At 64.7% G+C, this 26,327-nt stretch carries 27 protein-coding genes and 1 pseudogene; 10 read left to right on the top strand and 18 right to left on the bottom strand.

Translation table 11 applies throughout. The features are described 5' to 3' along the window. The first annotated feature begins 168 nt into the window (after nucleotides 1–168). From AB7G19_RS04685 to AB7G19_RS04675, 3 genes and pseudogenes are all read left to right on the top strand, one after another. A pseudogene (locus AB7G19_RS04685) lies at nucleotides 169–3,008 on the top strand (ATP-binding protein). Between the two features lie 201 nt (nucleotides 3,009–3,209). Continuing rightward, nucleotides 3,210–4,637: a S8 family peptidase gene (locus AB7G19_RS04680; protein WP_063980779.1), complete on the top strand. Its 1,428-nt coding sequence runs from the start codon at nucleotides 3,210–3,212 to the stop codon at nucleotides 4,635–4,637. Nucleotides 4,638–4,731: 94 nt separating this feature from the next. Further along, complete coding sequence (locus AB7G19_RS04675) at nucleotides 4,732–5,091, top strand: hypothetical protein (protein WP_028148705.1); 360 nt, start codon at nucleotides 4,732–4,734, stop codon at nucleotides 5,089–5,091. A gap of 12 nt (nucleotides 5,092–5,103) precedes the next feature. On the opposite strand, the gene AB7G19_RS04670 is transcribed toward AB7G19_RS04675, so the two are convergent. Continuing rightward, on the bottom strand, nucleotides 5,104–5,778 hold the full coding sequence (locus AB7G19_RS04670) for a response regulator (protein ID WP_014498490.1): 675 nt from the start codon (nucleotides 5,776–5,778) through the stop codon (nucleotides 5,104–5,106). 343 nt (nucleotides 5,779–6,121) lie between these two features. On the opposite strand from AB7G19_RS04670, the gene AB7G19_RS04665 reads away from it, so the two are divergent. Beyond that, nucleotides 6,122–7,747: an MFS transporter gene (locus tag AB7G19_RS04665; protein WP_175627402.1), complete on the top strand. Its 1,626-nt coding sequence runs from the start codon at nucleotides 6,122–6,124 to the stop codon at nucleotides 7,745–7,747. Between the two features lie 63 nt (nucleotides 7,748–7,810). On the opposite strand, the gene AB7G19_RS04660 is transcribed toward AB7G19_RS04665, so the two are convergent. From AB7G19_RS04660 to AB7G19_RS04650, 3 genes are all read right to left on the bottom strand, one after another. Further along, the gene (locus AB7G19_RS04660; RefSeq protein ID WP_063980778.1) at nucleotides 7,811–8,284 is read right to left on the bottom strand and encodes a secondary thiamine-phosphate synthase enzyme YjbQ; all 474 of its coding nucleotides are present in this window, start codon (nucleotides 8,282–8,284) and stop codon (nucleotides 7,811–7,813) included. A gap of 133 nt (nucleotides 8,285–8,417) precedes the next feature. Continuing rightward, nucleotides 8,418–8,936 carry a hypothetical protein gene (locus AB7G19_RS04655; protein WP_063986051.1) on the bottom strand — a complete coding sequence of 173 codons (519 nt, stop codon included), beginning with the start codon at nucleotides 8,934–8,936 and terminating at the stop codon, nucleotides 8,418–8,420. A gap of 41 nt (nucleotides 8,937–8,977) precedes the next feature. Further along, the gene (locus AB7G19_RS04650; protein ID WP_166076733.1) at nucleotides 8,978–9,220 is read right to left on the bottom strand and encodes a hypothetical protein; all 243 of its coding nucleotides are present in this window, start codon (nucleotides 9,218–9,220) and stop codon (nucleotides 8,978–8,980) included. A gap of 75 nt (nucleotides 9,221–9,295) precedes the next feature. Between AB7G19_RS04650 and AB7G19_RS04645 the strand changes: the two genes are divergently transcribed. The 5 genes from AB7G19_RS04645 (at nucleotide 9,296) to AB7G19_RS04625 (ending at nucleotide 11,931) form a co-directional block, all read left to right on the top strand. Beyond that, a complete protein-coding gene (locus AB7G19_RS04645; protein ID WP_063980777.1) occupies nucleotides 9,296–9,670 on the top strand; it encodes an AtpZ/AtpI family protein in 375 nt (124 codons plus the stop codon). Between the two features lie 112 nt (nucleotides 9,671–9,782). Continuing rightward, nucleotides 9,783–10,532: a F0F1 ATP synthase subunit A gene (locus AB7G19_RS04640; protein WP_063980776.1), complete on the top strand. Its 750-nt coding sequence runs from the start codon at nucleotides 9,783–9,785 to the stop codon at nucleotides 10,530–10,532. Between the two features lie 53 nt (nucleotides 10,533–10,585). Beyond that, a complete protein-coding gene (locus AB7G19_RS04635) occupies nucleotides 10,586–10,816 on the top strand; it encodes a F0F1 ATP synthase subunit C (RefSeq protein ID WP_007599451.1) in 231 nt (76 codons plus the stop codon). Nucleotides 10,817–10,876: 60 nt separating this feature from the next. Beyond that, nucleotides 10,877–11,440 carry a F0F1 ATP synthase subunit B family protein gene (locus AB7G19_RS04630; protein ID WP_063980775.1) on the top strand — a complete coding sequence of 188 codons (564 nt, stop codon included), beginning with the start codon at nucleotides 10,877–10,879 and terminating at the stop codon, nucleotides 11,438–11,440. A gap of 5 nt (nucleotides 11,441–11,445) precedes the next feature. Then, the gene (locus AB7G19_RS04625; protein WP_085402617.1) at nucleotides 11,446–11,931 is read left to right on the top strand and encodes a F0F1 ATP synthase subunit B family protein; all 486 of its coding nucleotides are present in this window, start codon (nucleotides 11,446–11,448) and stop codon (nucleotides 11,929–11,931) included. A 210-nt stretch (nucleotides 11,932–12,141) separates the two neighbouring features. Here AB7G19_RS04625 and AB7G19_RS04620 read toward each other — a convergent pair whose 3' ends face one another. From AB7G19_RS04620 to AB7G19_RS04600, 5 genes are all read right to left on the bottom strand, one after another. Then, the gene (locus tag AB7G19_RS04620) at nucleotides 12,142–12,798 is read right to left on the bottom strand and encodes a hypothetical protein (RefSeq protein WP_063980773.1); all 657 of its coding nucleotides are present in this window, start codon (nucleotides 12,796–12,798) and stop codon (nucleotides 12,142–12,144) included. A gap of 119 nt (nucleotides 12,799–12,917) precedes the next feature. Then, nucleotides 12,918–13,505: a GNAT family N-acetyltransferase gene (locus AB7G19_RS04615; RefSeq protein WP_014498500.1), complete on the bottom strand. Its 588-nt coding sequence runs from the start codon at nucleotides 13,503–13,505 to the stop codon at nucleotides 12,918–12,920. A gap of 39 nt (nucleotides 13,506–13,544) precedes the next feature. Then, on the bottom strand, nucleotides 13,545–14,834 hold the full coding sequence (locus tag AB7G19_RS04610) for a M16 family metallopeptidase (protein WP_063980771.1): 1,290 nt from the start codon (nucleotides 14,832–14,834) through the stop codon (nucleotides 13,545–13,547). Next, nucleotides 14,831–16,249 (bottom strand): threonine synthase, encoded by a 1,419-nt coding sequence (gene thrC / locus AB7G19_RS04605; protein ID WP_014498502.1) that lies wholly within the window; start codon nucleotides 16,247–16,249, stop codon nucleotides 14,831–14,833. The genes AB7G19_RS04610 and thrC overlap by 4 nt, the downstream gene beginning before the upstream one ends. Nucleotides 16,250–16,840: 591 nt before the next feature. Then, the gene (locus tag AB7G19_RS04600; RefSeq protein WP_014498503.1) at nucleotides 16,841–17,485 is read right to left on the bottom strand and encodes a response regulator transcription factor; all 645 of its coding nucleotides are present in this window, start codon (nucleotides 17,483–17,485) and stop codon (nucleotides 16,841–16,843) included. Between the two features lie 86 nt (nucleotides 17,486–17,571). Between AB7G19_RS04600 and AB7G19_RS04595 the strand changes: the two genes are divergently transcribed. Next, on the top strand, nucleotides 17,572–18,903 hold the full coding sequence (locus AB7G19_RS04595) for a histidine kinase (RefSeq protein ID WP_063980770.1): 1,332 nt from the start codon (nucleotides 17,572–17,574) through the stop codon (nucleotides 18,901–18,903). Here AB7G19_RS04595 and AB7G19_RS04590 read toward each other — a convergent pair. The 9 genes from AB7G19_RS04590 to coxB form a co-directional block, all read right to left on the bottom strand. After that, complete coding sequence (locus tag AB7G19_RS04590; RefSeq protein ID WP_063980769.1) at nucleotides 18,900–19,265, bottom strand: nuclear transport factor 2 family protein; 366 nt, start codon at nucleotides 19,263–19,265, stop codon at nucleotides 18,900–18,902. The two genes, AB7G19_RS04595 and AB7G19_RS04590, sit on opposite strands and share 4 nt — an antisense overlap. Nucleotides 19,266–19,383: 118 nt before the next feature. Beyond that, on the bottom strand, nucleotides 19,384–20,139 hold the full coding sequence (locus AB7G19_RS04585; RefSeq protein ID WP_063980768.1) for an SURF1 family protein: 756 nt from the start codon (nucleotides 20,137–20,139) through the stop codon (nucleotides 19,384–19,386). Further along, nucleotides 20,136–20,537: a DUF983 domain-containing protein gene (locus tag AB7G19_RS04580; protein ID WP_063980767.1), complete on the bottom strand. Its 402-nt coding sequence runs from the start codon at nucleotides 20,535–20,537 to the stop codon at nucleotides 20,136–20,138. Before AB7G19_RS04580 ends, AB7G19_RS04585 begins: the two co-directional genes overlap by 4 nt. Nucleotides 20,538–20,737: 200 nt before the next feature. After that, nucleotides 20,738–21,634 (bottom strand): cytochrome c oxidase subunit 3, encoded by an 897-nt coding sequence (locus AB7G19_RS04575; protein WP_231143822.1) that lies wholly within the window; start codon nucleotides 21,632–21,634, stop codon nucleotides 20,738–20,740. Nucleotides 21,635–21,713: 79 nt separating this feature from the next. Then, nucleotides 21,714–22,364, bottom strand: coding sequence for a cytochrome c oxidase assembly protein (locus tag AB7G19_RS04570; RefSeq protein WP_063980766.1), 651 nt, complete (start codon nucleotides 22,362–22,364; stop codon nucleotides 21,714–21,716). 5 nt (nucleotides 22,365–22,369) lie between these two features. Then, on the bottom strand, nucleotides 22,370–22,546 hold the full coding sequence (locus tag AB7G19_RS04565) for a hypothetical protein (protein ID WP_014498510.1): 177 nt from the start codon (nucleotides 22,544–22,546) through the stop codon (nucleotides 22,370–22,372). Beyond that, a complete protein-coding gene (locus tag AB7G19_RS04560) occupies nucleotides 22,543–23,487 on the bottom strand; it encodes a heme o synthase (protein WP_028151627.1) in 945 nt (314 codons plus the stop codon). Before AB7G19_RS04560 ends, AB7G19_RS04565 begins: the two co-directional genes overlap by 4 nt. A gap of 61 nt (nucleotides 23,488–23,548) precedes the next feature. Continuing rightward, complete coding sequence (gene ctaD / locus AB7G19_RS04555; protein ID WP_063980765.1) at nucleotides 23,549–25,174, bottom strand: cytochrome c oxidase subunit I; 1,626 nt, start codon at nucleotides 25,172–25,174, stop codon at nucleotides 23,549–23,551. Nucleotides 25,175–25,261: 87 nt separating this feature from the next. Continuing rightward, nucleotides 25,262–26,101, bottom strand: coding sequence for a cytochrome c oxidase subunit II (gene coxB, locus AB7G19_RS04550; RefSeq protein ID WP_063980764.1), 840 nt, complete (start codon nucleotides 26,099–26,101; stop codon nucleotides 25,262–25,264). Nucleotides 26,102–26,327: the final 226 nt, after the last annotated feature.

Here is a 26,327-nt window from a genome sequence, read left to right as displayed (position 1 = left end):
GCAGCGGCCGCGGCAGGACACCCGTTTGGACTTGTGAGAAGTTGTGAGGCCCCGGCGCGCAGCCCCGCCACGAGGCCTGCATCAGCGGTCTGATGCCGATGCAGGTGCGGCCTTGCCCGATTGCGATCATCTGGCTATCCGGTCCGTTTGAAAGGACAACATTTCGCCATGACCGAGCCGGCCGGCACCGCAACGGGAACCCAATCGTTCGGGCCATTCACCGTGACATCGCATGAAAGGCTCGTGATGCGCGACGGCGTCGCGCTGCCGCTCGGCGCGAAGGCCTTCGACACGCTGATCGCGCTGATGTCGCGGCCGAACGAGGTCGTCAGCAAATGGGACCTGATGGCGCTGGTGTGGCCCGGCCTGACCGTCGAGGAAGCCAATCTGCGCTTTCACGTCGCAGCCCTGCGCAAGGCGCTCGGCGACGGCAGGACGGCGCCCGCTACATCACCACGCTCTCTGGCCGCGGCTATTGCTTCGTGGCGCCGATCTCCAAGGCGGAAATCGCGGCAGAGCGGCGTCCCGCGCAGCGAACGGAATTACCGCCCGTCAAGCTGCCGAACCGGCTGCAACGGATGGTCGGGCGCGACGATGCGGTCGCCGCCGTCTCCGACAAGCTCATCGGCTCGCACTTCGTCACGATCGTCGGCCCGGGCGGCGTCGGCAAGACCGCCGTTGCGGTGGCGATCGCGCACGACCTGCTCGAGACTTTCTCCGATGCCGCGCATTTCGTCGACCTCGCCGCGCTCAGCGATCCCGATCTCGTGATCACCTCGATCCTGCTGATGCTGGGCTTGCCGGCGCAGACCGACGATCCGCTGCCGGCACTGCTCGCGCATCTCGGCGACAAGCGGATGCTGCTGATCCTGGATAATTGCGAGCATGTCATCGCCGCCGCGGCGCCGCTGGCAGCCGAAATCTTTCACGCCGCACCCCATGTCCATATCCTCGCCACGAGCCGCGAGGCCCTGCGTGTCGAGGGCGAGCAGGTCTACCGGTTGGCGCCGCTCGCCGTTCCGCCTGACAATCCCGGGCTGACCGCGGCTGCCGCGCAGACCTATCCCGCGCTTCAGCTCTTCCTCGAACGTGCCATGGCCGGCGGCGCGCAGATCGCGCTCGATGACGTCAATGCCGCGATCGTCGCAGGGATCTGCCGCAAGCTCGACGGCATGGCGCTGGCGATCGAGCTCGCCGCCGGCCGGATCGAGGCCTACGGACTGGAGCAGACGGCCGCACTGCTCGACGAACGCCTCAATCTGCTCTGGCAGGGCCAGCGCACCGCGCCGCCGCGGCAGAAGACGTTGCAAGCGACGCTGGACTGGAGCTACGGGCTCCTGTCCGACACCGAGCGCCTCGTGCTGCGCCGGCTTGCCGTCTTCGCCGGTCACTTCACCATCGACGCCGCGCTCGAAATCGTGCCGGACGAGCGCGTCGACCGCTCGCGCCTGTTCGATGCCATCGACAGCCTGGTCGCCAAGTCGATGGTCGCGCCGCGACCGGTCGGCGCCATGATGCGCTACCGTCTGCTCGACACGACGCGCGCCTATCTGCTCGAGATCGAGCCGAACGAGACCGCGCTTGCCGCCCGCCACGCAACCCACTACCGGCGATGGCTGGAGCAGGCCGGCACGACATGGGCGACGGTGCCGAGCGCCGACGAACGCGCGATCCATTTCTCCGCGCTTCACAACGTGCGCGCCGCGCTGGACTGGTGCTTCGGCACGGACGGCGATGTCGGCATCGGCATTGCGCTCGCCGCCGCGGCGGCTCCGATCTTTCTCGCGATGTCGCTGCTGATCGAATGCCGGCGCTGGTCGGAACGGGCGCTGCTTGCGATCGATCCGTCCTCGCGCGGCAGCGCTGAGGAAATGCACATCCAGGCCGCCCTCGGATTGACCTTGATGTTCACGCGTGGCGGCAGCGAAGCTGCGCGTGGCGCCCTGAGCAGGAGCCTGGCGATCGCCGAGGCTCGCGGCGACGCGGCGAACCAGCTCCAGCTGCTCGGCCGCATGCACATCTTCCACGAGCGGATGGGACAGTTCGACGCCGCGCTCGGTTATGCGCAGCAGAGCCTCACGGTCGCCGAGACGCTCGGCGACGCCGCCTCCATCGCCCTCGCCCATTCGCTGCTGGGTGTCTCCTTGCATCTGGCCGGCGAGCATCGCGACGCCCTGAGCATGCTGGAGGCCGCCTGGCACGGGCCGGGTACGGAGCGGATCAGCACTGTCCACGGCTTCGATCACCGCAACCGGGCCGGCATCTCGCTCGCGCGCGAGCTTTGGTTGCAGGGCCGGCCGGCGGATGCGCGGCAACTGGCGCAGCAGACGGTCACCGAGGCCGCGCAGATGGACCATCCGATCACGCTCTGCATCGCACTGATCTGGGCGGTCTCGATCGATCTCTGGAGCGGGGATCTCGACGGCGCGGAAGAGAACCTCGACCGCTTCATCGCACATGCCGAAACGCGCTCGATGGGCCCTTATCTCGCGGTCGGCCGCGGCGTCAAAGGCGAGCTGGCGATCCGGCGCGGCGACGCCGCTGGCGGCGTCGAGACGATACGGGCCTGTCTGCGCGAGCTCCACGACGCCGGCTACGAGCTGCTCACCACGACGTTCAACATCGCGCTCGTGCATGGCTTGTTGGCGCTCGGGCAGATCGAGCGGAGTGCGCGCCTGATCGACGACGCGATCGGCCTCGTCGAGCAAGGCGGCGATCATCTCTACATGCCCGAGCTGTTGCGCATGAAGGGTAATGTGTCGCTGACACTGCCGGAGCCGGCCACCGATGAGGCTGAGAACCACTTCAGGCAATCGCTTGACCTGAGCCGCCGCACCGATGCGAAAGCCTGGGAGTTGCGAGCGGCGATCGATCTCGCGAAATTGATCGCCGGGCGCGGCCAGCGCGCGGACGCGAAGAGGTTGCTTCGATCGGCGCTCGGAGGTTTCTCCGACGGGTCACGGACCTCGGATATCGGGATCGCCAGCAAGTTGTTGGAGACTCTCTAGGAAGCGCACCGGCGGCCAGGCGCCGGCCGAAACGGTATCTCAATGTTCGAGGGTCGCGCCGCGTGTCCCTGCGACATCCTCTCTCGTTGCAACTCCCGGGAAATGAACTAGCATCAACCACTGCGAGCATTTTATCGCATGTTGAACCTATTCAGTTGATTGCCTTTAGCACGTCCATTTCAATCATCCGGAGCCACGACAATGGCAGGGTCCAGCCTCGAGGATACACTGGCCGCGATTGGCTATGTCAAAGTGATTGTCACAATGAAGGACAGGGCGTCGGCCGCCGCCACGTCCGAGATCGCGATGCAGGATCATTTCATCGCGCCGGACACTGCCCAGACACAGAGTCTCGTGGCGGCGGCAACGCGCTCCGCCGGCCGCCAAATCAGAGGAGCGGAGAGCCTGGCCGAGCGCCGCGTGCGCATCTACCCCAACCTTGGACTCGCAGTCGGCAGCGTGGATGCCAGCGGCCTCGTTTCGCTCCAGGCTGATCCGCAAGTGGGCAAGGTCGACAAGGCTCCGGAGATCAGCCTGATCAAACCGGTCGAAGCCCGTCCAATCAAGACCGGGGTCGGTCCGACCTGGGGCATCAAGCGCTTGAACGTGGAACGCCTTTGGCAGGCGGGTTTCACCGGCCAAGGCGTGGTGGTTGGTCACCTCGATACCGGCGTCGACGGCAAGCATCCGGCATTGGCCGGAGCCATCAAGAAGTTTGCCGAGTTCGACCTGGCGGGAGATCAGGTTCCGAACGCACCGGCCCGCGACAGCGGCGTACACGGCACTCACACCGCGGGCACGATCGTCGGCCGGCCGGTCAGCAAGGGTCGCTTCGGCGTCGCACCGGATGCCCAGCTCGCGAGCGCGATGGTGATCGAGCGCGGGCAGGTGATCGAACGCATCCTGGCCGGCATGGACTGGGTGATCGGCGAAGGCGCCCGAGTCCTGAGCATGTCGCTCGGACTACGCGGCTTCACGCCGGCATTCCAGAGTGTGATCGATGCCTTGCGCGCCGCCAACGTTCTGCCGGTCATTGCGTCCGGCAATGAGGGCCCCCGGACCAGCCGCTCGCCGGGCAATTACGCGAACGTGTTGTCGATCGGCGCGATCGACGTGCACGACGTCGTGCCTGATTTCTCCAGCAGCCAGAGCTTCAATCGCGCGATCAGCCCATTGTGCCCGGCGATCGTCGCACCGGGGGTCGCGATCACGTCCTGCGTTCCCGGCAAAAAGTACGAGACCATGAATGGGACGTCGATGGCGACGCCCCACGTCGCGGGTCTTGCAGCCCTTCTGCTGCAAGCGAGGCCGACTGCAACGGCGGACCAGCTCGAAGCCGCCATCATCGGATCCTGCGCGCGCCCCGAGGCGATGGAAGAGGCCCGCGCGAACCATGGGGTGCCCGATGCCGTCAGGGCCTACGAGCTCCTGACCGGGTCGCAGCTCCCCGCCGCGCAGGTGAGCGTCGCGCCCCGGCGGCGCACGCCCGCGAAAAAGCGCTCTGCGAGGGGGCGCTCGTCGTCGCATCCACCGCGCAGCGTCGCCAAGAAGATGGCACGCCGGCCGAAGGTTGCCGCATCGCGGCGCCCCGCGCGCAAGAAGAGCCCTTCGAAGCGCCGTCCCGCCTGACTCCACGGCAATTCTTGTTGCGGCCAGCTAAAAGCCGGCCGCAATAAGCGCTATATTGGCCAGGCCGCCAGGGATTCCCGCACAGGAGCCGGCCATGACCGACAAGACAAAGCCTTCGCCCGAATGGGAAGGTAAGGCTGTCGTCAATCGATTGCGCCAAGCCACCAAGCCCGGCCAGCCTTCGTCAGTTCAGGTGTTCCTGAACGATGACGTTGCCGCGAGCGACCTGCCGGAGAAGGCAAGGGAAATCGTCACTGACATGAGCGCTAGCCTCGATCTGCCGGCCAATGCGATCAAGCTCGGCAAGGTGTTTCGCTTGGCCAAGTCGTTTTCGGTGTCGACCGACGTACCCGACGTCTTCGACGCCCTTGCAAGGCACGGCGACGTCAAGAGCATTTTGGAATCGGTACAGCCGGATATCCTGCCCAAGCCGACGCGCGAAAAAGGCGACTGACCCGATCGCGGTTTACGATCCCGTCGGGGTGCCCTGCTTCCACTGCCCGCCGGCGATCTTCGCCGCGGCAATTACCGCCTGGGTGCGGCTCTCGACGCCGAGCTTTTGCAGGATCGCCGAGACATGCGCCTTGATGGTGGCTTCGGAGACGCCGAGCTCGTAGGCGATCTGCTTGTTGAGCAGCCCTTCCGACAGCATCATCAAGACCCGGACCTGTTGCGGCGTCAGCGTCACCAGGCGGTCGCGCAGGCGCGTCATGTCGGGATCGGCGGCGGCCGATAGATCGGTGTCGGTGGGAACCCAGACGTCCCCCTCCATCACCTTGAGGATCGCGTCGCGCAAGGTCTCGACGCCGAATCGCTTCGGGATGAAGCCGGAGGCGCCGAAATCGAGCGAGCGGCGAATCGTGGCGCTGTCGTCGGAGGCCGAGACGATCACCACCGGGATGGCCGGGTACTGCGCGCGCAGATAGATCAGCCCGGAAAAGCCGGAGATCCCGGGCATCGAGAGGTCGAGCAGGACCAGATCGACGTCGGATGTCTGTTCCAGCAGCTTGGTGAGATCCTCGAACGATCCCGCCTCGTCGATCCTGGCCGAGGTCAGGACGCCCGCCACCGCTTGCCGCAACGCGTCGCGGAACAGGGGATGGTCATCGGCAATGACAAGATGGGTCGAAGGAGCGCTCATCGTTCTCTTGCTGGCATTCACACCGGGCCAGTAGGCCGGCCCGGGGCCTTGGTCAATTCTTTCCCGACCGGCCGTGGCATGCAAGTGGGCATTATCCCTTTGCGGGAACGGGGTTAACCCATGGTCGAGCACGATCGTGCCGGATTGAAAGGTCCGCGGCGTCAGGTGCGCGTCAGTGCGCAAGGCCGAAAGTCGTATTGGGGCGGGTTTCACGCCGATGTTACCTTGGAGCCAAGACCTGGGTTGATCCGGCATGACCGGGTATCCGGGGCGCGAGGAAACGCATTTCGGGGAGCGACTCAACATGTCGACAATGGCTGTGTCTCAAGCGGGCGCGGGAGGAATGACGAAGGACGAACGGTTCGTCATTCTCGCCTCCTCGCTCGGTACCGTCTTCGAGTGGTACGACTTCTACCTCTACGGTTCGCTGGCCGGCATCATCGGCGCGCAGTTCTTCTCGGCCTATCCGCCGGCAACCCGCGACATCTTCGCGCTGCTGGCCTTCGCCGCGGGCTTCCTTGTCCGTCCGTTCGGCGCCATCGTGTTCGGGCGCGTCGGCGACATCGTCGGCCGCAAATACACCTTCCTCGTCACCATCCTGATCATGGGTCTGTCGACCTTCATCGTCGGCCTGCTGCCCAATGCGGCGACCATCGGCATCGCGGCCCCGATCATCCTGATCGCGCTGCGCCTCGCCCAGGGCCTGGCGCTCGGCGGTGAATATGGCGGTGCGGCGACCTATGTCGCGGAGCACGCGCCGAACGGCAAGCGCGGCTATTACACCTCGTTCATTCAGACGACGGCCACGCTCGGCCTGTTCCTGTCCCTGCTGGTGATCCTGTTCACCCGCAGCGCGATCGGCGAAGCCGATTTCGCGGCCTGGGGCTGGCGCATCCCGTTCCTGGTCTCGGTGCTGCTGCTCGGCATCTCGGTCTGGATCCGGCTCCGCCTCAGCGAATCCCCGATCTTCCAGAAGATGAAGGACGAGGGGAAGAGCTCGAAGGCGCCGCTGACGGAAGCCTTCGGCAACTGGCAGAACGGCAAGCTCGTTCTGCTCGCGCTGCTCGGCGGCGTGATGGGCCAGGGCGTGGTCTGGTACACCGGCCAGTTCTACGCGCTGTTCTTCCTGCAATCGATCCTGAAGGTCGACGGCTATACCGCCAACCTGCTGATCGCCTGGTCGCTGCTGCTCGGCACCGGCTTCTTCATCGTGTTCGGCGTGCTCTCCGACAAGATCGGCCGCAAGCCGATTATCCTCGGCGGCTGTCTGATCGCGGCGCTGACCTTCTTCCCGATCTTCAAGATGATCACCACCAACGCCAACCCGGCGCTGGAAAAGGCGATCGAGTCGGTCAAGGTCGACGTGGTGGCGGATCCCGCGGGTTGCGGCGACCTGTTCAACCCGGTCGGCACCCGCGTCTTCAGCGCGCCCTGCGACACCGCACGCGCCTACCTGTCGGGCGCGTCGGTCAAGTACTCGACCTCTTCCGGCCCGGCCGGCTCCGGCGTGAAGGTGGTGGTCAACGGCAAGGACATCGCCTACGCCAACGCCAAGGACGGCAATCCCGCGCTGCTCGCCGCAGTGCAGGCAGCCGGCTATCCGAAGCCGGGCGATGCGGGCATCGTGAAGATGTCGCATCCGTTCGACATCTTCCGTCCGCAGGTGGCCGCGACCGTCGGGCTGCTGTTCATCCTGGTGATCTTCGTCACCATGGTGTACGGCCCGATCGCCGCGATGCTGGTCGAACTGTTCCCGACCCGCATTCGCTACACCTCGATGTCGCTGCCCTACCATATTGGTAACGGCTGGTTCGGCGGCCTGCTGCCAGCGACCGCGTTCGCGATCGTGGCCTCGACCGGCGATATCTATGCGGGTCTCTGGTATCCGGTCATCTTCGCATCGATTACCGTCGTGATCGGCTTCTTCTTCCTGCCCGAGACCAAGGACGTCGACATCAAGGCGACCTGATCGACAGCAGCGACCGACAATACGAACCGGCCGCGGTCTCCGCGGCCGGTTTTGTTTTGGGGCCTACTGATTGCTACCGATGAATTGCAGCACGACCTCGCGCCGGTGCGGGCGCTTGCGATGCTCGATCAGGTAGATCGCCTGCCAGGTGCCGAGCGCGACTTTGCCGTTCAGGACCGGGACCTGAAGCGAGGTCTGCGTCAGCATGGTCTTGACGTGCGCCGGCATGTCGTCCGGTCCCTCGGTGTAGTGGGTCCAGCCGGCGTTCTCAGGCGCGAGCCGCGACAGTGCCGTGGTGAGATCGACGAGCACGGACGGATCGGCGTTCTCCTGGATCGTCAGCGACGCCGAGGTGTGCCGGATGAACAGCGTCAGCGCGCCATCGCGCGCCTGAACCTCATTGATGAACTTCGCGGCTTCGCTGGTGAGATCGGTGAAGCCGCGGCCGGGCGTCTGCACGGTCAGCAGTGACGATGCGACGGTGGTGACTTGCACCGACGATGGCGCCGAGCGCGTGACGGATTTGCCTGATGTCATGAAAGATCTCTCAACTCGGAATGCCACCGTAGGGTGGGCAAAGCGAAGCGTGCCCACCAATCGACGCAACGAGGTCAAGGTGGTGGGCACGGCGCTTCGCACCTTTGCCCACCCTACGGCATCTCGTCATGCGCTAGATCTTCCCCGAGACGTCCTTCTGCACGCGGTTGGCCATGTCGATCAGCCGGCGCCAGGCCTTTTCCAGGAACGACATCACCCGATCGACATCCTGGTCGCTGGGCAGCGGAATCTCGATCTTGCGGTCCCCCTCGGCGACCTTCGGGTCCTTCTTGAGCGGATCGGATTTCGGCATCGCCTCGTCGATCTTGCCCGACACGGTCGGCCCCGCCGCGATCTGCCCCTTCAGCTTCTCGACTTCGGCCTGGAGCCGGCCGATCTCGGCGTCGAGCGCGGTGCGTTCGTCGGGCACCGCGTAACAGGCCCAGCCCGCGCCGTTCTTGGTGCAGGTCGATACCGTGCCGGTGCGGGTGTCGAGCCGCAGCACTCCTTCGGGGATGGGCGTCATGCTGTAGCGGCCGTTTTCGCTGTCGGGCGCGGACTGTGCGGCAACGAGGCCGCCGCCGATGGTCATCATCGCGGCGAATACCGCCGCTGCAAGCCATGATGCTGTGGATGAATTTGCTGGTCTCATCGCGCTCTCCGCCATGGCGCTTCTGTGGCTTCTCTTCAATTCTACACCCCGGCGAGGCGATCTGCCGCCCAAAACGCGCCACCGATATCAACGATCGCGGCAATCCCTTTGATCCCGCCGGCAGGACGAAATGGTGGTCGCATTCGCCGATCATGAAGAGAGCTGCTGCGGTGCGGCGTCACGCTGTGTGCAGCGTTGCCGTGCGTGCCAATATCATCAAGTAAATCAGATACATAATAGAACGCGACGCAATCGTGACTTGGCTTGACTTGATTATGGGCCATCAGTATGGTCCGCGCGGCTTTTGAGGGTGGTGGGCGTAATTTCCATTCAGCCGCGGCGTTTCGGGTCTTCGTTGCATGACACAGGGCACGGGACACGGCGAGAATGGGGATCGCGATAGATCGTCCGAGGAAGCTGCGCTTTCCGAACGGCTCGGAAATCTTGATCAGCGGTTGTCCGAATTCCGGGACCGACGAATCAAGACCGAGCAACCCGCAGGTGACGGTGAAGACAGAGCGGCCAGAGCTTCGGCGATGGCGCTTGGTTTCCGGTTATCCTCCGAGTTGGTCGCCGGGGTCGTTGTCGGAGCGGGGATTGGCTGGGGTTTCGACCGCTTGCTGTCGACGTCGCCTTTCGGATTTATCGTGTTCCTGCTGCTGGGCTTCGTGGCCGGCGTGGTGAATGTGGTGAGAACGGCAGGCGCGGGTCAAAACAGGCGCGGTGATTCTTAAGCGATCCGCACCAACAGAGGAATGATCGTGCCGGCCATGCCGGTACGGGCCGGCCCGGCCGGCAGACCGAGACCCGCCGGCATTGCCCGGCAGACCAAGAGATGCCGCGCTGATGAAAATCGATCCGATCCACCAGTTCAACATCGAGCCTCTCTTCACGATCGGCCATATCGGCAATCACACGATCGCCTTCACCAATTCGTCGCTCTACATGCTGGTGGCGGTGGCGATCATCTCGTTCCTGATGCTTGCCAGTGGCACGCAGCTGGTTCCCGGGCGCCTCCAGTCGGTCGCCGAGATCTCCTACGAATTCGTCGCCTCGACCATCCGTTCGACGGCCGGCGCGGAAGGCATGAAGTTCTTCCCGCTGATCTTCTCGCTGTTCATGTTCATCTGCGTCTCGAACCTGGTCGGCATCATCCCCTATACCTTCACGATCTCGAGCCATCTGATCGTGACCGCCGCGCTCGCGCTTTTGGTCTTCTTCACCGTGCTGATCTACGGCGTCGCCAAGAACGGCCTGAAATTCTTCTCGATCTTCGTGCCTCACGGCGTCCCCGGCTACATCCTGCCGCTGGTGATGTTCATCGAGATCCTGTCGTTCTTCCTGCGGCCGGTCTCCCACAGCGTCCGTCTGTTCGCCAACATGCTGGCCGGCCACATCGCGCTCAAGGTTTTCGCGGGCTTCGTCGCCATGCTCGGCTTCTCGCTCGGCGCGCTCGGCTGGGTCGGCGGCGTGCTGCCGCTGGCGCTCACGGTCGCGCTGTACGCTCTCGAGATTCTGGTCGCGTTCCTGCAGGCCTATGTGTTTGCGATCCTGACCTGCATCTACCTGAACGACGCCATTCATCCGGGACACTGAGCGGTCCGGGGAATTTCCACCCACAACCCAATCTTTCTTCCAAGGAGTCTAAAATGGATCCGGCAGCAGCAAAACTTATCGGCGCGGGCATCGCATGCATCGGCATGGGCGGCGCGGGCGTCGGCGTGGGCGTGATCTTCGGCAACTACCTTGCCGCAGCCGTTCGCAATCCGTCGGCCGCTCAGGGCCAGTTCGGCAACCTGATCTTCGGCTTCGCCGTGACCGAAGCGCTTGGCATTTTCTCGCTGCTGATCGCGCTGCTGCTGCTGTTCGTTCCGCTCTGAGGACGATGTTTCGCGCCGCTTCGACCGAAGCGGCGCGCATGACGGCAACAGGAGTAATCCATGGCTGAGAGTCATGGCGGGGCGAAAAGTCCGGCGGCGGGCGCCCACACCGAGTCCGAAGGCGGTCACGGTGGCGGTTTTCCGCCGTTCGAGAGCAGCAACTACGCTTCACAGCTGGTGTCGCTCGCGATCTTCTTCGTCGCGCTTTACGTGATCGTGTCCAAGCTCGCTCTGCCGCGCGTCGGCGGTGCGATCGAGGCACGTCAAAACAAGATCGAGGGTGACCTCGCCGAAGCGCAGAAGCTGAAGGACCAGTCCGACGCGGCGCTGAAGGCCTATGAGGGTGAGCTTGCTTCGGCACGTTCGCGCGCGCAGGCGATCGGCAACGAATCCCGCGACAAGGCGAATGCGCAGGCGGAAGCCGAGCGCAAGGCGCTTGAAGAGCAACTGGCGGTCAAGCTCGCCGAGGCGGAAAAGACCATCGCCTCGACCCGCAAGACGGCCATGAGCAACGTCCGCGGCATCGCGGCCGATGCGGCAGGCCAGATCGTGCAGCAGCTCACCGGTATCGTTCCGGACGCAGCCTCGGTCAGCACTGCCGTTGACGCGTCCTTGAAGGGTTAGTCGATATGTTCTTCGATCCTGAAACCTGGGTCGCCATCGCCTTCGTGATCCTGATGGTCCTGTTCGGCTATCTCGGGGTCTTCAAGAAGGTGACGACTGCGCTCGACCACCGCGCCGACCGCATCAAGGCCGAGCTCGACGACGCGACGCGCCTCAAGCAGGAAGCGGCCAAGGTGCTCGCCGACTACAAGGCGCGCAGTGCCACGGCCGAGCGCGAGGCTGCGGACATCATCGCCAACGCCAAGTCCGAAGCCGAGCGCATCGCGACCGAGGCCAAGGCGAAGATGGAAGACTTCGTCGCCCGCCGCACCAAGACCGCGGAGAGCAAGATCGCGCTCGCCGAGGCCCAGGCGGTGGCCGATGTCCGCGCCGCAGCCGCGGAAGCCGCCGTCCAGGCCGCCTCCACGATCCTGTCGCAGTCGGTCAAGGGCCAGGTCGCCGACGACCTGCTCGCCAAGGGCATCAACGAGGTTCGGCAGAAGCTGAACTGAGGGGCTTTGCCTTTCACCAATCAAAAAGCCGGCGCGCGAGCGCCGGCTTTTTTGTTTGACGATGTCTGTAGCAACACATCGGATGTCATCACCCGCGAAGGCGGGTGATCCAGTACGCCGCGGCATCTCGATTCTAGCCTCGCTGTCTCGGAATACTGGATTGCCCGCCTTCGCGGGCAATGACAGTTGAGATTGCCGCGAGATCTTGCCCTATTTCTTCTTCGGCCTTGCCTTCGGCTCGGGCGAGAGCGCCTGCGGGTCAAAGCCGACATAGAAGATGTAGGAATCGGCGATCTTGGCCGAGGGCACGGGATAGGCCAGATCCTCGGCGATGAAGGTGAAGGGCACGCTGCCGCCCTCCGACATCTCGACCGTGGTCCGGTACGCCTTCGAGGCGATCACCTTCTCGCCGACGCCGCCCTGCACCACGGCAATGCGCAAGGGCACCTCGACGGTCGCAGGCGCACCGGCGGGACCGGCGATGACACGGCCCTGGATGCCGATCCGGGCCGTGATATCGCCGCCATTCCGGGTACATTCACGCGCCATCTTGGTGATCGTGGCCTGGAAGCGGATCTCATTGCCGACGGCCGGCTTGCCGGCGGCGCCGACCGCGTAGGTCGAGGCCCCGGCGCGCACCGTGACCTGCGGACAATCGACGTCGTCATCGGCCGCCGGCTGGCCGGGCGCGGGCGCCGGCTTGGGCTGGGCCGGCTCGTCGGACTTGCCGCCGAACAGGCTCTTGAAGCGGTCGGTGAGCGACTGGGCCGCCACCGGCGAGACGGCGGCGAGCGCAACCGACAACGCCAGCGCGATCCCCGTACCCCGCCGCAACGCATTCCGCGATGACCGAAGCTTCTTCACCATCAACGCCCATACTCCATGACCATCCTCCAGCCGATCGCCGGCCGGCCAGCGGTTTATATCGCCAAAATCGGCGAACCCAAGGCAGCAAACAAGGAGACTTTGGCAGCACGAGCGGCAGCTCAGCCGCGGAAATCCTCGTGCAGCAGGCCGAACAGCAGGTGGTCCTGCCAGACCCCGTTGATGCAGAGATAGCGGCGCGCCAGGCCCTCGCGGGAGAAGCCGCACTTCTCCAGCACCCGGATCGACGGCGCATTGGTTGGGATGCAGGCGGCCTCGACCCGGTGCAGATTGAGCTCGCCGAACAGCGTCGGCAGCAGCACCCGCAGCGCCGCCGTCATGTAGCCGCGATGGGCATGAGGCTTGCCGACCCAGTAGCCGATGGTGCCGGCTTGGACGATACCGCGGCGGACATTGGCGAGCGTGATGCCGCCGACCATGGCGCCATCGAGCTCACGGAAGATCAGGAAGGGATAGGAGCGGTCCGCGGCGATGTCCTCGGAATAGCGCCGCAGGCGGCGGCGGAAGCCGGACCGGGTCAGGTCATCCGACGGCCAGATCGGCTCCCAGGGCGTGAGATAGTCGCGGCTGGACTCGCGCAAATGCGCCCACTGTATGAAGTCCGACATCTGCGGCGCGCGCAGCAACAGGCCGTTGCCGCGCGGCGCGAGGGCGGCGGGTCCACTGGATGGCAGGCGAAACAGGGCCATGGTGATGCTTCCCGGGGCAGATCAGCCCGTGCGCGGCTCCTAGTGCAGCCGCGCCTTGGCACGTGCCCGGGTCAATCCTTCCGCAAAAGATACCGCCGTGTCCAGACCCCTGCCACTGCCCAATGCGACAACTGCAGGGCGGCTCCGCGAAAGCAGCGCACGCGCCGCATCCCGGGTCGATTCGACGCTGACGGCGTCGATCCGGGCCACCAGCTCCTCGACCGTCTGCGGCCGGCCATAGGCCAGCACATGCCGGGCCAGCTGCTCGGCGCGGGACGAGCAGCTCTCCAGCGCCATCAGGAGGCCCGCCTTCATCTGCGCCTTGGCCCGCGCGATCTCGGCCTCGGTCAGCGTCTCCACCGAATCATTCATGATGTCGACCACGACCTCCATCATCTCCGGTGCGTCGGCCGGATCGGTGCCGGTGTACAGGCCGAAGAAGCCCGTGTCGGTATAGGGCGCGTGGAACGAGTAGATGGAGTAGCAGAGGCCGCGCTTCTCGCGCACTTCCTGGAACAGCCGCGACGACATCCCGCCGCCGAGGATGTTGGTGAAGACCTGGAGCGAGAACAACGACAGATCGCTCTGCGGCACGCCTTCCAGCGCCAGCGTCAGATGCGCCTGCTCGAGCTCGCGATGCACCACCTTGGCGCCGCCTTTGCCGAACTGAGCGGCTTGCGGCTTCGGACCCGGCGTCCCCTCGAAACTCGCAAAGCGCCTCTCGACCTCGGCGACGACCTGCTTGTGATTGACCGCGCCGGCTGCCGCCACCACCATGTCGGGGCCGCGATAATGCGTCGACAGATAACCGCGCAGCATGTCGCGGTTGAAGGCGCGCAGGGTCTTGGCGGTGCCGAGCAGCGAGCGGCCCATCGGCTGGTCGGGATAGCAGAGCTCGTTGAGATGCTCGAACACGACGTCGTCGGGCGTGTCCTGCGCGGCACCGATTTCCTGCACGATGACGTTCTTCTCGCGCTCGAGCTCGTCGGGCTCGAATGCGGGATTGGCAAGGATGTCGGCGAGCACGTCGAGCGCGAGCGGCACGTCGGCCTTCAGCACCCGCGCATAATAGGACGTGGTCTCGGTCGAGGTGCCGGCATTGAGGTCGCCGCCGACCGCCTCGATCTCCTCGACGATCTCGCGCGAGGAGCGCTTGGTCGTGCCCTTGAACGCCATGTGCTCGAGCAGATGCGAGATGCCGTGCTCGTTCGGCTTCTCGTCGCGCCCGCCAACGCCGGCCCAGACGCCGAGCGCCGCGGTCTCGAGATGGGGCATCTCGTCGGTGACGACGGTCAGGCCGGAGGCAAGCTTGGACATCTCGACACTCATCCGGCAACTCCCTGTTTTGCGGCCCGGCTTACGGACAGCACGAACCGCTCGACCTCGGCCTGATCGTTCTTCATCACCTTCATGTGTTCGGATTTGGTCATGAGACCGTCGAGCCAGGCGGGCAATTGCGGCCGCTGGCCGCAGGCTGCCTCGACCGCATCGGGGAATTTGGCCGGATGGGCGGTGGAGAGCACGATGCTGGGCACCGTCGTGTCGGTGGTGTCGCGGTCGGCGACCGCGAGTGCGACCGCGGTATGGGGATCGACCAGCTCACCCGCCTCGCGCCAGGCGGCGCGGATCGCGGCTGCGGTTTCGGTCTCGTCGGCCCGGCCGGCGTCGAATTCTTCACGGATTGCGGCCAGCATCGCGTCAGGCAACACGAAGCGCCCCGACTGCTTCAGCGAGTCCATCAGACGGCGCACGCCGGCCGCATCGCGCCGGCCGGCCTCGAACAGCAGCCGCTCGAAATTCGAGGAGATCTGGATGTCCATCGATGGCGACGCGGTGGCGTGCACCTCGCGCACCTCGTAGATCCCGGTCTTGAGCGTGCGCGCCAGGATGTCGTTGACGTTGGCGGCGATGCGCAGCGTGCGCACCGGCAGCCCCATCCGCTTGGCGACATAACCGGCAAAGATGTCGCCGAAATTTCCGGTCGGCACGACGAAATCCACCGTGCGTGCCGGCGCGCCGGCGGCGACGGCGGAGGTGAAGTAGTAGACCACCTGGGCGACGATACGCGCCCAGTTGATGGAGTTGACGCCGGAGAGCGAGGTCGCATCGCGGAAGCGATGGTTGTTGAACATCCCCTTCACGAGCGCCTGGCAGTCGTCGAAATTGCCCTCGATGGCGAGCGCATGGACGTTGGCCGCGCCCGTGGTCGTCATCATCCGCTGCTGCACTTCGGAGATGCGGCCGTGCGGGAACAGCACGATGAGATCGACATTCTCCAGGCCCGCGAACGCGTCGACCGCGGCGCCACCGGTGTCGCCGGAGGTCGCGACCACGATGGTGGTGCGCTGGCCGCGCTTGGCGAGCACGTGGTCCATCAGCCGCGAGATCAGCTGCATCGCCACGTCCTTGAAGGCGAGCGTCGGGCCGTGGAACAGCTCCAGCACGAATTGATGCGGCGTCATCTGGCGCAGCGGCACCACCGCCGGATGGCGGAAGGTGGCATAGGCCTCGTTCGCCATGCGGCCGAGCTCGGCATCCGAAATCTCGCCGCCGGCGAACGGACGGATCACGTCGACCGCGACCTCCCAATAGGGGCGGCCGAAGAAGCCAGCGATGGCCTCGGTCGAGAGCTGCGGCCACGTCACCGGCACATACAGGCCGCCGTCACGGGCAAGCCCAGTCAGCATCACGTCGCAGAAGCCGAGTTCTGGGGCCTCGCCCCGGGTCGAGATATAGCGAGTCAAACTGCCCTCCAAAGGCCGGCCGGCCTTGAGCCAGATCCATAAGCCTTTGATTTCATGAAACTACTTGTTAACGGCCAGAGGCGTTAGGCCACCATAAAGTGTTTTGCGGCATCGGGAAACCGCTTCCCGCCTGTGCCCCGCTCAACGAAAAAGGGCTGCGGCGATGCCGCAGCCCTCTCTTGGAAGGTCTGTCGTTGATATGTGCAGACCCGGTTTGCCTCGTGCGGGTTGCCGGCCCGCCAAAACTGTCGGCCAAGTTCTCGGCGCCCGTCACGAAATCGTCAAGAGCCAAAACGGCGGGGGCAAGAAAATGTTCCTATTTTTCCCGGCGCGGTTCGCGTTTCGCAAAGGCATTCCTGCGAGCGCCCGCACGCCATTGCTTCTTTTTCCCGCAATTTCGGGTGGTTCAGGAACGAATATCACGCCGGCCCATTGTGTCGGCGGATGGTGTCGGCGCTGTCCATGCATTGCCCGGTACGCGCCGAGACCCGATCCGCCCGGCCGGACCGGCTGCATCCTGGAGCAGCCGGTTCGGTGCCGGGCGCCAGTGCGCGGGCCGCCGGTGCCCCCGGGCCGCCAATGCCCCGGGCGTCAGCTCATCCCGATTTCCACCGCGATCCTGATCAGGTCGGAATGGTTCTTGGCGCCGAGCTTCTGCTTGAGCAGGGACGTGGTGTTGGCGACCGTCTTGTAGGAGATGCCGAGCGCCTCGGCGACCTCGACGATCTTGTCGCCACGGCCGAGCAGGCGGAGAATTTCGAGCTCCCGCGGCGTCATCTGCGAGGCCGGATTGGCCTTGATCGCTGCACCGGAGAACGTGACCGCCTCCGCGAGTTGCGGCGAGATGAAATTGTCGCCGGCGACCACCTTGCGCACCGCCTTGAGCAGAATCCGGGGATCGTCGCCCTTGGAGACATATCCCTGCGCGCCAAGCTCGACCGCCCGCACCACGAAGGCCGGATCGTCGTTCATGCTGAACATGATGATCTTGGCATCAGGGTCGTCCTTGCGGATCCGCCGCATCAGCTCGAAGCCGGAGACGTCGGGCAGGCTGATGTCGATGACGGTGACGTCGGGCCGCTTGCTGATATAGGCGCGATGCCCGGATTTGGCGTCGGTCGCCTCGTCGATACGGATCGAGTGGTCGGACGCGAAAAGGGTGCGGCATCCTGACAGCACCACGGGATGGTCGTCGACGATCAGAACTCGGGTCGCCGGCTTGGCGGTATCTTGCATCGCGCGCTCTCTTGTTTTTCGACTCATAGACCGACGGGAACAAATGGAAAGAGCAAATCCCGCCAATGCGCGTTAGAATTGACCTAATGTGGCAGCGGCTCTCATTCAGAACACAATTGTTTCTTCCGCTCGGCTTGAGCTTCCTTGCCGCGCTGGTCATGGGCGGCGTGCTGCTCCAGAGCTTCGCGGCGGGGCAGCTTGCCGACGAGAATGAGCCGGGCCGACGCTCGACCCGGACGGTCGCCGAGGCACTCAACAACAGCCTGAAGGCCTCGGACGACCCGCGGAAGATACTCGACGCATTTGTCCATTCTTTGGACAACTCCTCGGATATTCAATTCCGTTCAGTGGAAGCAGGTCCCGCCCCCTCTCCAAAGGACAGCCTGCGTGATCTGCATGGCGTGCCGCATTGGTTCGTGGACCTGATCGCCATCCCGGAGATGGACGCCGCATCTCCCGTCATCATCGACGGCAGGCGTGTCGGCGACATCGTGTTCATGCCGGACCTGTCAGCCGATCTGTTCGAGAAATGGATCGGCTTCCTGGCGCTGACGAGCCTCATCGCCGTGCTGATGATGCTGACTGGGACCATTGCCTATCTCTTTGCGGGATCGGTGCTGCGTCCCCTGCAAGATCTCGGCGCAGGCCTCACGCGAATCCGGCGCGGCGATTATGCAACGCCTATCCCGGTCGCAGGACCGCAGGAGATCCGGCAGAGCTGCGAGGAAGCCAATGCGCTGGCGATGACGCTCGCGCAATTGAGTCAGGATAATCGCGACCTGCTGCACCGCCTGGTGTCGCTCCAGGACGACGAGCGGCGCGATCTCGCGCGCGAGCTGCACGACGAGCTCGGACCGCTATTGTTCGGCATCCGCGCCAGCACGATCGCGCTGAGCGAGACCTCGGGAAATCTCGGCAACCCGGCGCAGGAGGTGATGCGCTCTGTCGAGGCGCTCCAGCAGACCAACCGCCGCATCCTCGACCGGCTGCGGCCGCTCTACATCGAGGAATTGGGGCTCGAGACCAGCGTGCAGACGCTGCTCCAGAACTTTCGCAGGCAGGCGCCGCATATCAGCCTGACGGCCACGATCGATCCGGGTCTGAACGAGATCGACCGACCGCTGGCGCAGACCGTCTATCGCCTGATCCAGGAGGCGCTGACCAACGTGCTGCGCCACGCCGGGGCGAACAATGCCCATGTGCTGGCGACCATGGCCGGCGAGGTGCTCACGATTGAGATCTCCGACGACGGCGGCGGCTTTCCCGCCGACAACGTCTTCGGCCGCGGCCTGACGGGCATGCACGAGCGCGTGCGCGCGCTCAGCGGATCGCTGTCGCTGCTGCGCGCGGACCAGCGAACCTATGTGCGCTGTCGCCTGCCGGTCGAGACGGCGCGAGACGTGCCGGCGGCCGGCTAGCACACACCATCGGCATGCGGGGACTGCCGCGCCGGCTCGCACAGGGTACTGTAGATCTTGCCTTCGGGACTGAAGCGAAACGAGGCGTGGATACGCAGCGAGCCCGCGACGGAATATTCGAGATCGATGCCATGCGGCACTGGATTGATCTCCTCAAGACCGAAGCCTGCCGACGAGAAGGTGCTGAGCCGCGGTCCCCAATAGGTTTCGAGCTCGCGCCGCCCGCGATAATGTCGCTTGCCGTTGCACATGCATTCGACCCGGGCGTCGTCCGCATAGAGATCGAGGAGCGTCGCGAGGTCGCCCTTCCGGCAGGCGTCCACCCAGTCGACGACAATTCCCATCTGGTCGAAATCGCTCACACCAAAATCCTGTCTGCCGCGAAAAATTTGCGTGCGGCTTAGGACCACCCTCGTGAATATGTCCTGAATAATAAACCCCGGGCGATACCGGGTTCCCTCCAGGAACCTACGAAAAATTTCAGGTCGGGTGCCGCCGTCCCCTCGCCCAGACGCCGAATGCGATCAGCACCGCGCCGGCGAGCGCGAACCAGGTGATGGCGTATTGCAGATGATCGTCCTTCAGATGCACGTCGAGCGGGCCGGGACGCGGAATGCCGTTCTCCGGCACCGGCCGCTCCAGGTCGATGTAGAACGGCGCGACCGTGCCCCAGCCGAGCGCCCGGGACATGGCGAGATGATCGCGGGTGAACCACAGCCGTTTGTCACGCTCAGCGTCAGGCATCAGCACGCTGGCTGTTTCGGGGAAACGGACGTAGCCGGTCAACATCGCCGGCTTGTTGGTAATGAGTCGCGCGACCGCCCGATCCTGCAGGGCGCGGTCCTGTTGGGTGTTCGGCACGAAGCCCGCGTTGACCGCGACCATATCGCCGCCAGGCAGCCGTGCGGGAAGGAAAGCCCAGGTGCCGGGGCCGGAAATGTCGGAGCGGATGGCGGAGCCGGAACTGTAGACCATCGCATCCAGACGGGACTCGTAGGTCGCCGAAAATGTGACCCGACGGAATTCGTCCCGCTCCGGCGTCAGCGTGCTCCATTGCGACGGCGGCGGCAACGCAACAGGTGCCGCCGCGAGACGCTCGGTCAATGCGGCGATCAACTGATGTTTCGCGACGCGGCGCTGCAATTGCCAGACGCCGAGCGCGACCAAGACGGCGGCCAGGAAAAGCGTGAACAGCGCGAAGCCGGCCACGCGGGGCTTGCGCGCGGTCTCGTTCATTTCGCGCGGTCGACCAGCCGGCCCGGCGCCGCCTTGTGGTGGAATTGCAGCGCGATCAACAGCGACTTCATCGCGCGCAGCGGCAAGAGCGTGGTCGCGAGGATCAGCGGCAGCCACAGCGCGGCATGCAGCCAGTACGGCGGCTGGTATTTGACCTCGACGATCAGCGCGCACGCAACGACGATCCCGCCGGCCAGCATGATGATGAAGATCGCAGGACCGTCGCCGGTGTCGATGAAGGCATAGTCGAGGCCGCAGCGGTCGCAGCTGGGCGCGAGCGTCAGGAAGCCCGCATAGAGCTTGCCCTTGCCGCAGCGCGGGCACTTGCAGGCAAGCCCGCGCAGCGCGCTTTGCAGGACGGTCGTCTCGGGCTCGGATGGGCCGGTGGTATCGTTCATGATCACGGACTCTAGAACATTATCGGTTCTGATTGAATCAGAACCGAAGCTCTAGATTCTTGTTTTGACGCGTTTTCTTCACGCGAACCGGTATCCGCTTCGCTCGAAAACGCTCAATCACAGTTTCCGCCGAAGCTTCCGGCGGCCCAAAAGCGAAAGGGCGGCCCTGCGGCCGCCCCTTCTGATCGGTCCAATGCGGCTCAGTGCGCGCCGTGGGCCATGGTCTCGGCGCCGTGTCCCCACACATAGATGCAGAGGAACAGGAACAGCCAGACCACGTCGACGAAGTGCCAGTACCAGGCGGCGAACTCGAAGCCGAGGTGCTGTGTCGGGGTGAAGTGGCCGGCATAGGCGCGGAACAGGCAGACCAGCAGGAAGATGGTGCCGACCAGCACATGAAAACCGTGGAAGCCGGTCGCCATGAAGAAGGTCGCGCCATAGACATTGCCGCCGAACGAGAACGCCGCGTGGCTGTACTCATAGGCCTGCACGCAGGTGAAGAGCGCGCCGAGCACGACGGTGAGGATCAGGCCGTATTTCAGGCCCTGGCGATCATTCTCGAGCAACGCGTGGTGCGCCCAGGTCACGGTGGTGCCCGACGTCAGCAGGATCAGCGTGTTCAGGAGCGGCAGATGCCAGGGATCGAAGGTCTCGATGCCATGCGGCGGCCAGGTGCCGGGCACGGCGCAGGCGCCAGCCGCGGTGCCGAGACCGCAGCCGAACACGGCGTCGCGTGTGGCGTGGACGGCGTCGGCCGGGAACAGCGCCGCGTTGAAATAGGCCCAGAACCAGGCGACGAAGAACATCACCTCGGAGGCGATGAACAGGATCATGCCGTAGCGGTGATGCAGCTGCACGACGCGGGTGTGATCGCCCTTGTACTGGGCTTCCCTGATCACATCGCCCCACCAGCTCACCATGGTGTAGATCACGCCGACGGTGCCGGCACCGAAGATGATCGGCGCGGCCGAGAACATGTGGTGCATCCAGGTGATCGCGCCGACCGCCATGATGAAGGCCGAGATGGAGCCGACGACCGGCCACGGGGAGGGATCCACCAGGTGGTAGTCGTGATGCTTGGTGTGCGCCGTTGCCATTTGCGGTCTCTCTCCTCAATCCCGTGCCTGTCCGGCACTTATCCCCTTGTGTCCAACCCCCGCGACGTGAGCCCGGCGGTCAGAGATTTCCCTTGCGTTTGTCGTCTTCACCCGACGCCAGCGGCTTCACCACGGGATCGCGCACCGGATAGAACGTGTAGGACAACGTGATCGTGTTCAGCCCGTCGTTCTCATGATCGTCGGCGATCGACGGATCGACGTAGAATACGACCGGCATCTCGCGCTTCTCGCCGGGCGCCATGGTCTGTTCGGTGAAGCAGAAGCAGTTGATCTTCTGGAAGTAGGAGCCGACCGTCAGGGGCGCGACGTTGTAGGCCGCCTGGCCCGCGGTGGTGCGCGCGGCCTGGTTGGTCACGGTGTAAAAGACCGTCACGACCTGGCCGATATTGACCTCGATCTCGCTCTGCTCCGGCTCGAACTTCCAGGGCAGGCCGGGCGCGACGTTGGAATCGAAGCGCACCGCGATCTTCCGTGCGATCGGCCCGGTGGCCGGCGCCGAGGTCGCAACCTGCGTCGTGCCGTTGAAGCCGGTGGCGCGGCAGAACCAGTTGTAGAACGGCACCGCCGCGTAGGAGGCACCGACCATCAGCGCCACCACGCCTCCGCAGATCGAGGCGACCAGCACGTCGCGGCCAAGACCCTTGGAAGGCCCACGCCCCTGCTTGGCCGTCCGGCTCTGATCCCGCGATATGGTGGGCTCTCGATCCATGTTTCCTACATCGGCCGGACGAGTACTGCCGGTCCCTTGACGATGGTGACGGCGAAGAACAGCACCACGAGCACGCCGAGCGCGAGCGCGATCGCGATCGAGCGCTGGCGGCGGCTCTTCTTCTGCGCCTCCGTGAGGACGATTCCATTCATCTCAGGTTTGTCGGCCATTCCAGCGATCATGCGCCCCCTACCATCGGAGCAAGCGCCCGGAACACGACTTCGGCCAGCAGGGTCGCAAACAGTGCGAACAGATAAAGGATGGAGAAGGCGAACAGCTTGCGGGTCGCGCGCAGCGATTGGCTGCGCTCGCGGCGCATATAGACGTTGATCGCGAGCACAAGCATGCCGGCGCCGAGGATCAGCGAGACGATGCCGTAGATGGCGTCGAAATAGCCGAGCGCCCACGGGGCGGCGGCGACCGCGATCAGCACGATGGTGTAGAGCAGGATCTGAAGCCGCGTCGCGTCGGGACCGGCGACGTTGGGCAGCATCGGAATGCCGGCACGCGCATAGTCGTCGGAGCGGAACAGCGCCAGCGCCCAGAAGTGCGGCGGCGTCCAGAAGAAGATGATGGCGAACAGCAGCAGCGGCTCGACGTCGACGGTGCCCGTGACCGCGGCCCACGCCACCACCGGCGGTAGCGCACCAGCGGCGCCTCCGATTACGATGTTCTGTGCGGTCCGGCGCTTCAGGATCATCGTGTAGATCACGACGTAGAAGAAGATGGTGAAGGCGAGCAGCGCGCCGGCGATCCAGTTGACGAGGATGCCGAGCGTCATCACCGAGAAGAAGGCGAGCGTCATGCCGAACGCCATCGCCTCGGGACGGGTGATGCGGCCGCGCGGAATCGGCCGGTTTGCCGTGCGCGACATCTTGGCGTCGATATCGCCCTCGAGCGCCATGTTGAGCGCTCCGGAAGCGCCGGCACCGACTGCGATGCAGAGCAGCGAGGTGATGGCCAGCACCGGGTGGAAATGCCCGGGCGCCATCGCCAGTCCGACCAGCGCGGTGAAGATCACCAGCGACATCACCCGCGGCTTGAGCAGCGCAATGTAGTCGCCCACCTCCGCTTCCGAGATGCGGGGATCGATGTCGATGGCGTTATGGTCGAGGACGGACACTAGTTTTGACTCGCTTCGCTAAAGAGCCGCGGCGCCCGTCACGGGCGCCGCGAGCGTTGGTTTACTGCACGCGGGGCAGCACTTCAAACTGATGGAAGGGCGGCGGCGAAGGCAGCGTCCATTCCAGCGTGGTCGCGCCCGCACCCCACGGATTGTCGCCGGCCGGCACCTTTTTCGCGAAGGCGTCGAACACGCAGTAGAGGAAGATCAGCACGCCGAAGCCGGAGATGTAGGAGCCGACCGAGGAGACCAGGTTCCAGCCGGCGAACGCGTCGGGATAGTCGACGTAGCGGCGCGGCATGCCCGACAGGCCGAGGAAGTGCTGCGGGAAGAACACAAGGTTCACACCGATGAAGGTGACCCAGAAGTGCGCCTTCGCCAGCGTCTCATTGTACATGTAGCCCGACATCTTCGGGAACCAGTAGTACCAGCCGGCAAAGATCCCGAACACCGCACCGAGCGACAGCACGTAATGGAAGTGCGCAACGACGTAGTAGGTCTCCTGGAGCACGCGGTCGACGCCGGCATTCGCCAGCACGACGCCGGTGACACCGCCGACAGTGAACAGGAAGATGAAGCCCACCGCCCAGATCATCGGCGCACGGAACTCGATCGAGCCGCCCCACATCGTGGCGATCCACGAGAAGATCTTCACGCCGGTCGGAACCGCGATGACCATCGTCGCGGCGACGAAATAGGCCTGCGTCGCCGAGGACATGCCGACCGTGTACATGTGGTGCGCCCAGACCACGAAGCCGATGCCGCCGATCGCGACCATGGCGTAGGCCATGCCGAGATAGCCGAACACGGGCTTGCGCGAGAAGGTCGAGACGATCTGGCTGACCATGCCGAAGGCGGGCAGGATCAGGATGTACACCTCGGGGTGACCGAAGAACCAGAACAGATGCTGGAACAGCACGGGGTCGCCGCCGCCGTCGGGCGCGAAGAACGTCGTGCCGAAATTGCGGTCGGTGAGCAGCATGGTGATCGCACCGGCGAGCACCGGCAGCGACAACAGCAGCAGGAACACCGTCACCAGGATCGACCACACGAACAGCGGCATCTTGTGCAGGGTCATGCCCGGCGCGCGCATGTTGAAGATCGTGGTGATGAAGTTGATGGCGCCGAGGATCGACGAGGCGCCCGCCAGATGCAGCGACAGGATCGCGAAGTCGACGGCCGGGCCCGGATGGCCGGAGCTCGACAGCGGCACATACATGGTCCAGCCGGCGCCGACGCCGTTGGCACCCGGCTCGCCCTCGACGAAGGTCGACATCAGCAGCAGCGCGAAGGAGGCCGGCAGCAGCCAGAACGAGATGTTGTTCATGCGCGGGAACGCCATGTCGGGCGCGCCGATCATCAGCGGCACGAACCAGTTGCCGAAGCCGCCGATCATTGCGGGCATGACCATGAAGAAGATCATGATCAGGCCGTGAGAGGTCACGAACACATTATAGGTGTGCGTCTCGTGGAAGATCTGCACGCCCGGATACATCAGCTCGGCACGGATCGCGATCGACATGGCGGCACCGATGACGCCGGCGATGACCGCGAAGATCAGGTACATCGTACCGATGTCCTTGTGGTTGGTCGAATAGACATAGCGCCGCCATCCGGTCGGATGGGCGTGCTCGTCATGTCCGTGGTCTTGCGCGTGATCGCCGTGTGCCGCTGCGCTCGTTGCCATTTTCAAATCCTGCCTTGCGTCCCGTTCGGACCTTCTGCGGTCCCGCCCTTTATGTCGCTTTCTGTCCCTCGAGCCTTCGCCCGGCGCTTACTGCGTCGGGCCGGCCGCCGAGGCGAAAGTGCTGGTGCCGCCGCTCGCATATTTCTTCTTCGCCGTTTCGACCCAGGAGGCGAAGTCCTTGTCCTCCACGACGCGAATCGCGATCGGCATGAAGGCGTGGTCCTTGCCGCAGAGCTCCGAGCACTGGCCGTAGAACATGCCGGTCTTGGTGGCCTTGAACCAGGTCTCGTTCAGCCGCCCCGGAATGGCGTCGATCTTGACGCCGAAAGCCGGCAGCGCAAAGGCGTGGATGACGTCCGCGCCGGTGACCTGGACACGAATCACCTTGTTGACCGGCACCACCATCTCGTTGTCGACGCCGAGCAGGCGGGGCTGCTTGTCCTGGGCCATCAGCGAGTCGAACTCGAACTTGCCGTTATCAGGATAGGCATAGGACCAGTACCACTGCTTGCCGGTGGCCTTGATGGTCAAATCCGCCTTCGGCACGTCGAGCTCGAGGAACAGCAGGCGGAACGACGGCACCGAGATACCGACCAGGATCAGCACCGGAACGAGCGTCCACGCCACCTCGATCAGCGTGTTGTGCGTGGTCCGCGACGGCACCGGATTGGCCTTCGCATTGAACTTCATGACCACGATCACCAGCAACGCCAGAACGAACAGCGTGATCAGCGTGATCAGCACGAACAGAAAGTTGTGGAACCAGACGATGTTGTCCATCACCGGCGAGGCGGATTGCTGGAGCGTCCATTCCCACGGCGCCGGCTGCCCGAGCTCGGCATATGCCGCACCGCCCGTCGCCAGCGTCAGACCCGCCACGGCCAATCCCAGCAAGTGCCGGCCCACATGGCCCATCGACATCCTCATGCCGTTCGCGCTCCCCTAACGAAATCACCCCAAGTGCATCCCCCTATTTCCGGGAAACGCTTATTCGATCCGCCCGTCTGACAAACCGCCGCGCAAGAATACCTCTAAGAGGAATTGGGGCCAGATCGCTAGAACGCCGAAATCAAGCCTCTCAAACCATAATTCTTGATCTATCGCAATGCAGTCTTGAGCCCCGCCTGTCAGCCATCACCCGCAAGATATTTCC

This window comes from Bradyrhizobium sp. 215_C5_N1_1 (assembly GCF_052075935.1).
GTDB lineage: Bacteria > Pseudomonadota > Alphaproteobacteria > Rhizobiales > Xanthobacteraceae > Bradyrhizobium > Bradyrhizobium barranii.
Note: the sequence above shows the minus strand (reverse complement) of the source record. Positions and strands in the feature narration are given on the sequence as shown.

What these genes read in the sequence shown, in the direction of transcription:
- AB7G19_RS04680 (WP_063980779.1), top strand. Translation starts at nt 3,210, where the DNA reads ATGGCAGGGTCCAGCCTCGAGGATACACTGGCCGCGATTGGCTATGTC.
- AB7G19_RS04675 (WP_028148705.1), top strand. Translation starts at nt 4,732, where the DNA reads ATGACCGACAAGACAAAGCCTTCGCCCGAATGGGAAGGTAAGGCTGTC.
- AB7G19_RS04670 (WP_014498490.1), bottom strand. Translation starts at nt 5,778, where the DNA reads ATGAGCGCTCCTTCGACCCATCTTGTCATTGCCGATGACCATCCCCTG.
- AB7G19_RS04665 (WP_175627402.1), top strand. Translation starts at nt 6,122, where the DNA reads ATGACGAAGGACGAACGGTTCGTCATTCTCGCCTCCTCGCTCGGTACC.
- AB7G19_RS04660 (WP_063980778.1), bottom strand. Translation starts at nt 8,284, where the DNA reads ATGACATCAGGCAAATCCGTCACGCGCTCGGCGCCATCGTCGGTGCAA.
- AB7G19_RS04655 (WP_063986051.1), bottom strand. Translation starts at nt 8,936, where the DNA reads ATGAGACCAGCAAATTCATCCACAGCATCATGGCTTGCAGCGGCGGTA.
- AB7G19_RS04650 (WP_166076733.1), bottom strand. Translation starts at nt 9,220, where the DNA reads ATGGCCCATAATCAAGTCAAGCCAAGTCACGATTGCGTCGCGTTCTAT.
- AB7G19_RS04645 (WP_063980777.1), top strand. Translation starts at nt 9,296, where the DNA reads ATGACACAGGGCACGGGACACGGCGAGAATGGGGATCGCGATAGATCG.
- AB7G19_RS04640 (WP_063980776.1), top strand. Translation starts at nt 9,783, where the DNA reads ATGAAAATCGATCCGATCCACCAGTTCAACATCGAGCCTCTCTTCACG.
- AB7G19_RS04635 (WP_007599451.1), top strand. Translation starts at nt 10,586, where the DNA reads ATGGATCCGGCAGCAGCAAAACTTATCGGCGCGGGCATCGCATGCATC.
- AB7G19_RS04630 (WP_063980775.1), top strand. Translation starts at nt 10,877, where the DNA reads ATGGCTGAGAGTCATGGCGGGGCGAAAAGTCCGGCGGCGGGCGCCCAC.
- AB7G19_RS04625 (WP_085402617.1), top strand. Translation starts at nt 11,446, where the DNA reads ATGTTCTTCGATCCTGAAACCTGGGTCGCCATCGCCTTCGTGATCCTG.
- AB7G19_RS04620 (WP_063980773.1), bottom strand. Translation starts at nt 12,798, where the DNA reads ATGGTGAAGAAGCTTCGGTCATCGCGGAATGCGTTGCGGCGGGGTACG.
- AB7G19_RS04615 (WP_014498500.1), bottom strand. Translation starts at nt 13,505, where the DNA reads ATGGCCCTGTTTCGCCTGCCATCCAGTGGACCCGCCGCCCTCGCGCCG.
- AB7G19_RS04610 (WP_063980771.1), bottom strand. Translation starts at nt 14,834, where the DNA reads ATGAGTGTCGAGATGTCCAAGCTTGCCTCCGGCCTGACCGTCGTCACC.
- AB7G19_RS04600 (WP_014498503.1), bottom strand. Translation starts at nt 17,485, where the DNA reads ATGCAAGATACCGCCAAGCCGGCGACCCGAGTTCTGATCGTCGACGAC.
- AB7G19_RS04595 (WP_063980770.1), top strand. Translation starts at nt 17,572, where the DNA reads ATGTGGCAGCGGCTCTCATTCAGAACACAATTGTTTCTTCCGCTCGGC.
- AB7G19_RS04585 (WP_063980768.1), bottom strand. Translation starts at nt 20,139, where the DNA reads ATGAACGAGACCGCGCGCAAGCCCCGCGTGGCCGGCTTCGCGCTGTTC.
- AB7G19_RS04580 (WP_063980767.1), bottom strand. Translation starts at nt 20,537, where the DNA reads ATGAACGATACCACCGGCCCATCCGAGCCCGAGACGACCGTCCTGCAA.
- AB7G19_RS04575 (WP_231143822.1), bottom strand. Translation starts at nt 21,634, where the DNA reads ATGGCAACGGCGCACACCAAGCATCACGACTACCACCTGGTGGATCCC.
- AB7G19_RS04570 (WP_063980766.1), bottom strand. Translation starts at nt 22,364, where the DNA reads ATGGATCGAGAGCCCACCATATCGCGGGATCAGAGCCGGACGGCCAAG.
- AB7G19_RS04565 (WP_014498510.1), bottom strand. Translation starts at nt 22,546, where the DNA reads ATGATCGCTGGAATGGCCGACAAACCTGAGATGAATGGAATCGTCCTC.
- ctaD (WP_063980765.1), bottom strand. Translation starts at nt 25,174, where the DNA reads ATGGCAACGAGCGCAGCGGCACACGGCGATCACGCGCAAGACCACGGA.
- coxB (WP_063980764.1), bottom strand. Translation starts at nt 26,101, where the DNA reads ATGAGGATGTCGATGGGCCATGTGGGCCGGCACTTGCTGGGATTGGCC.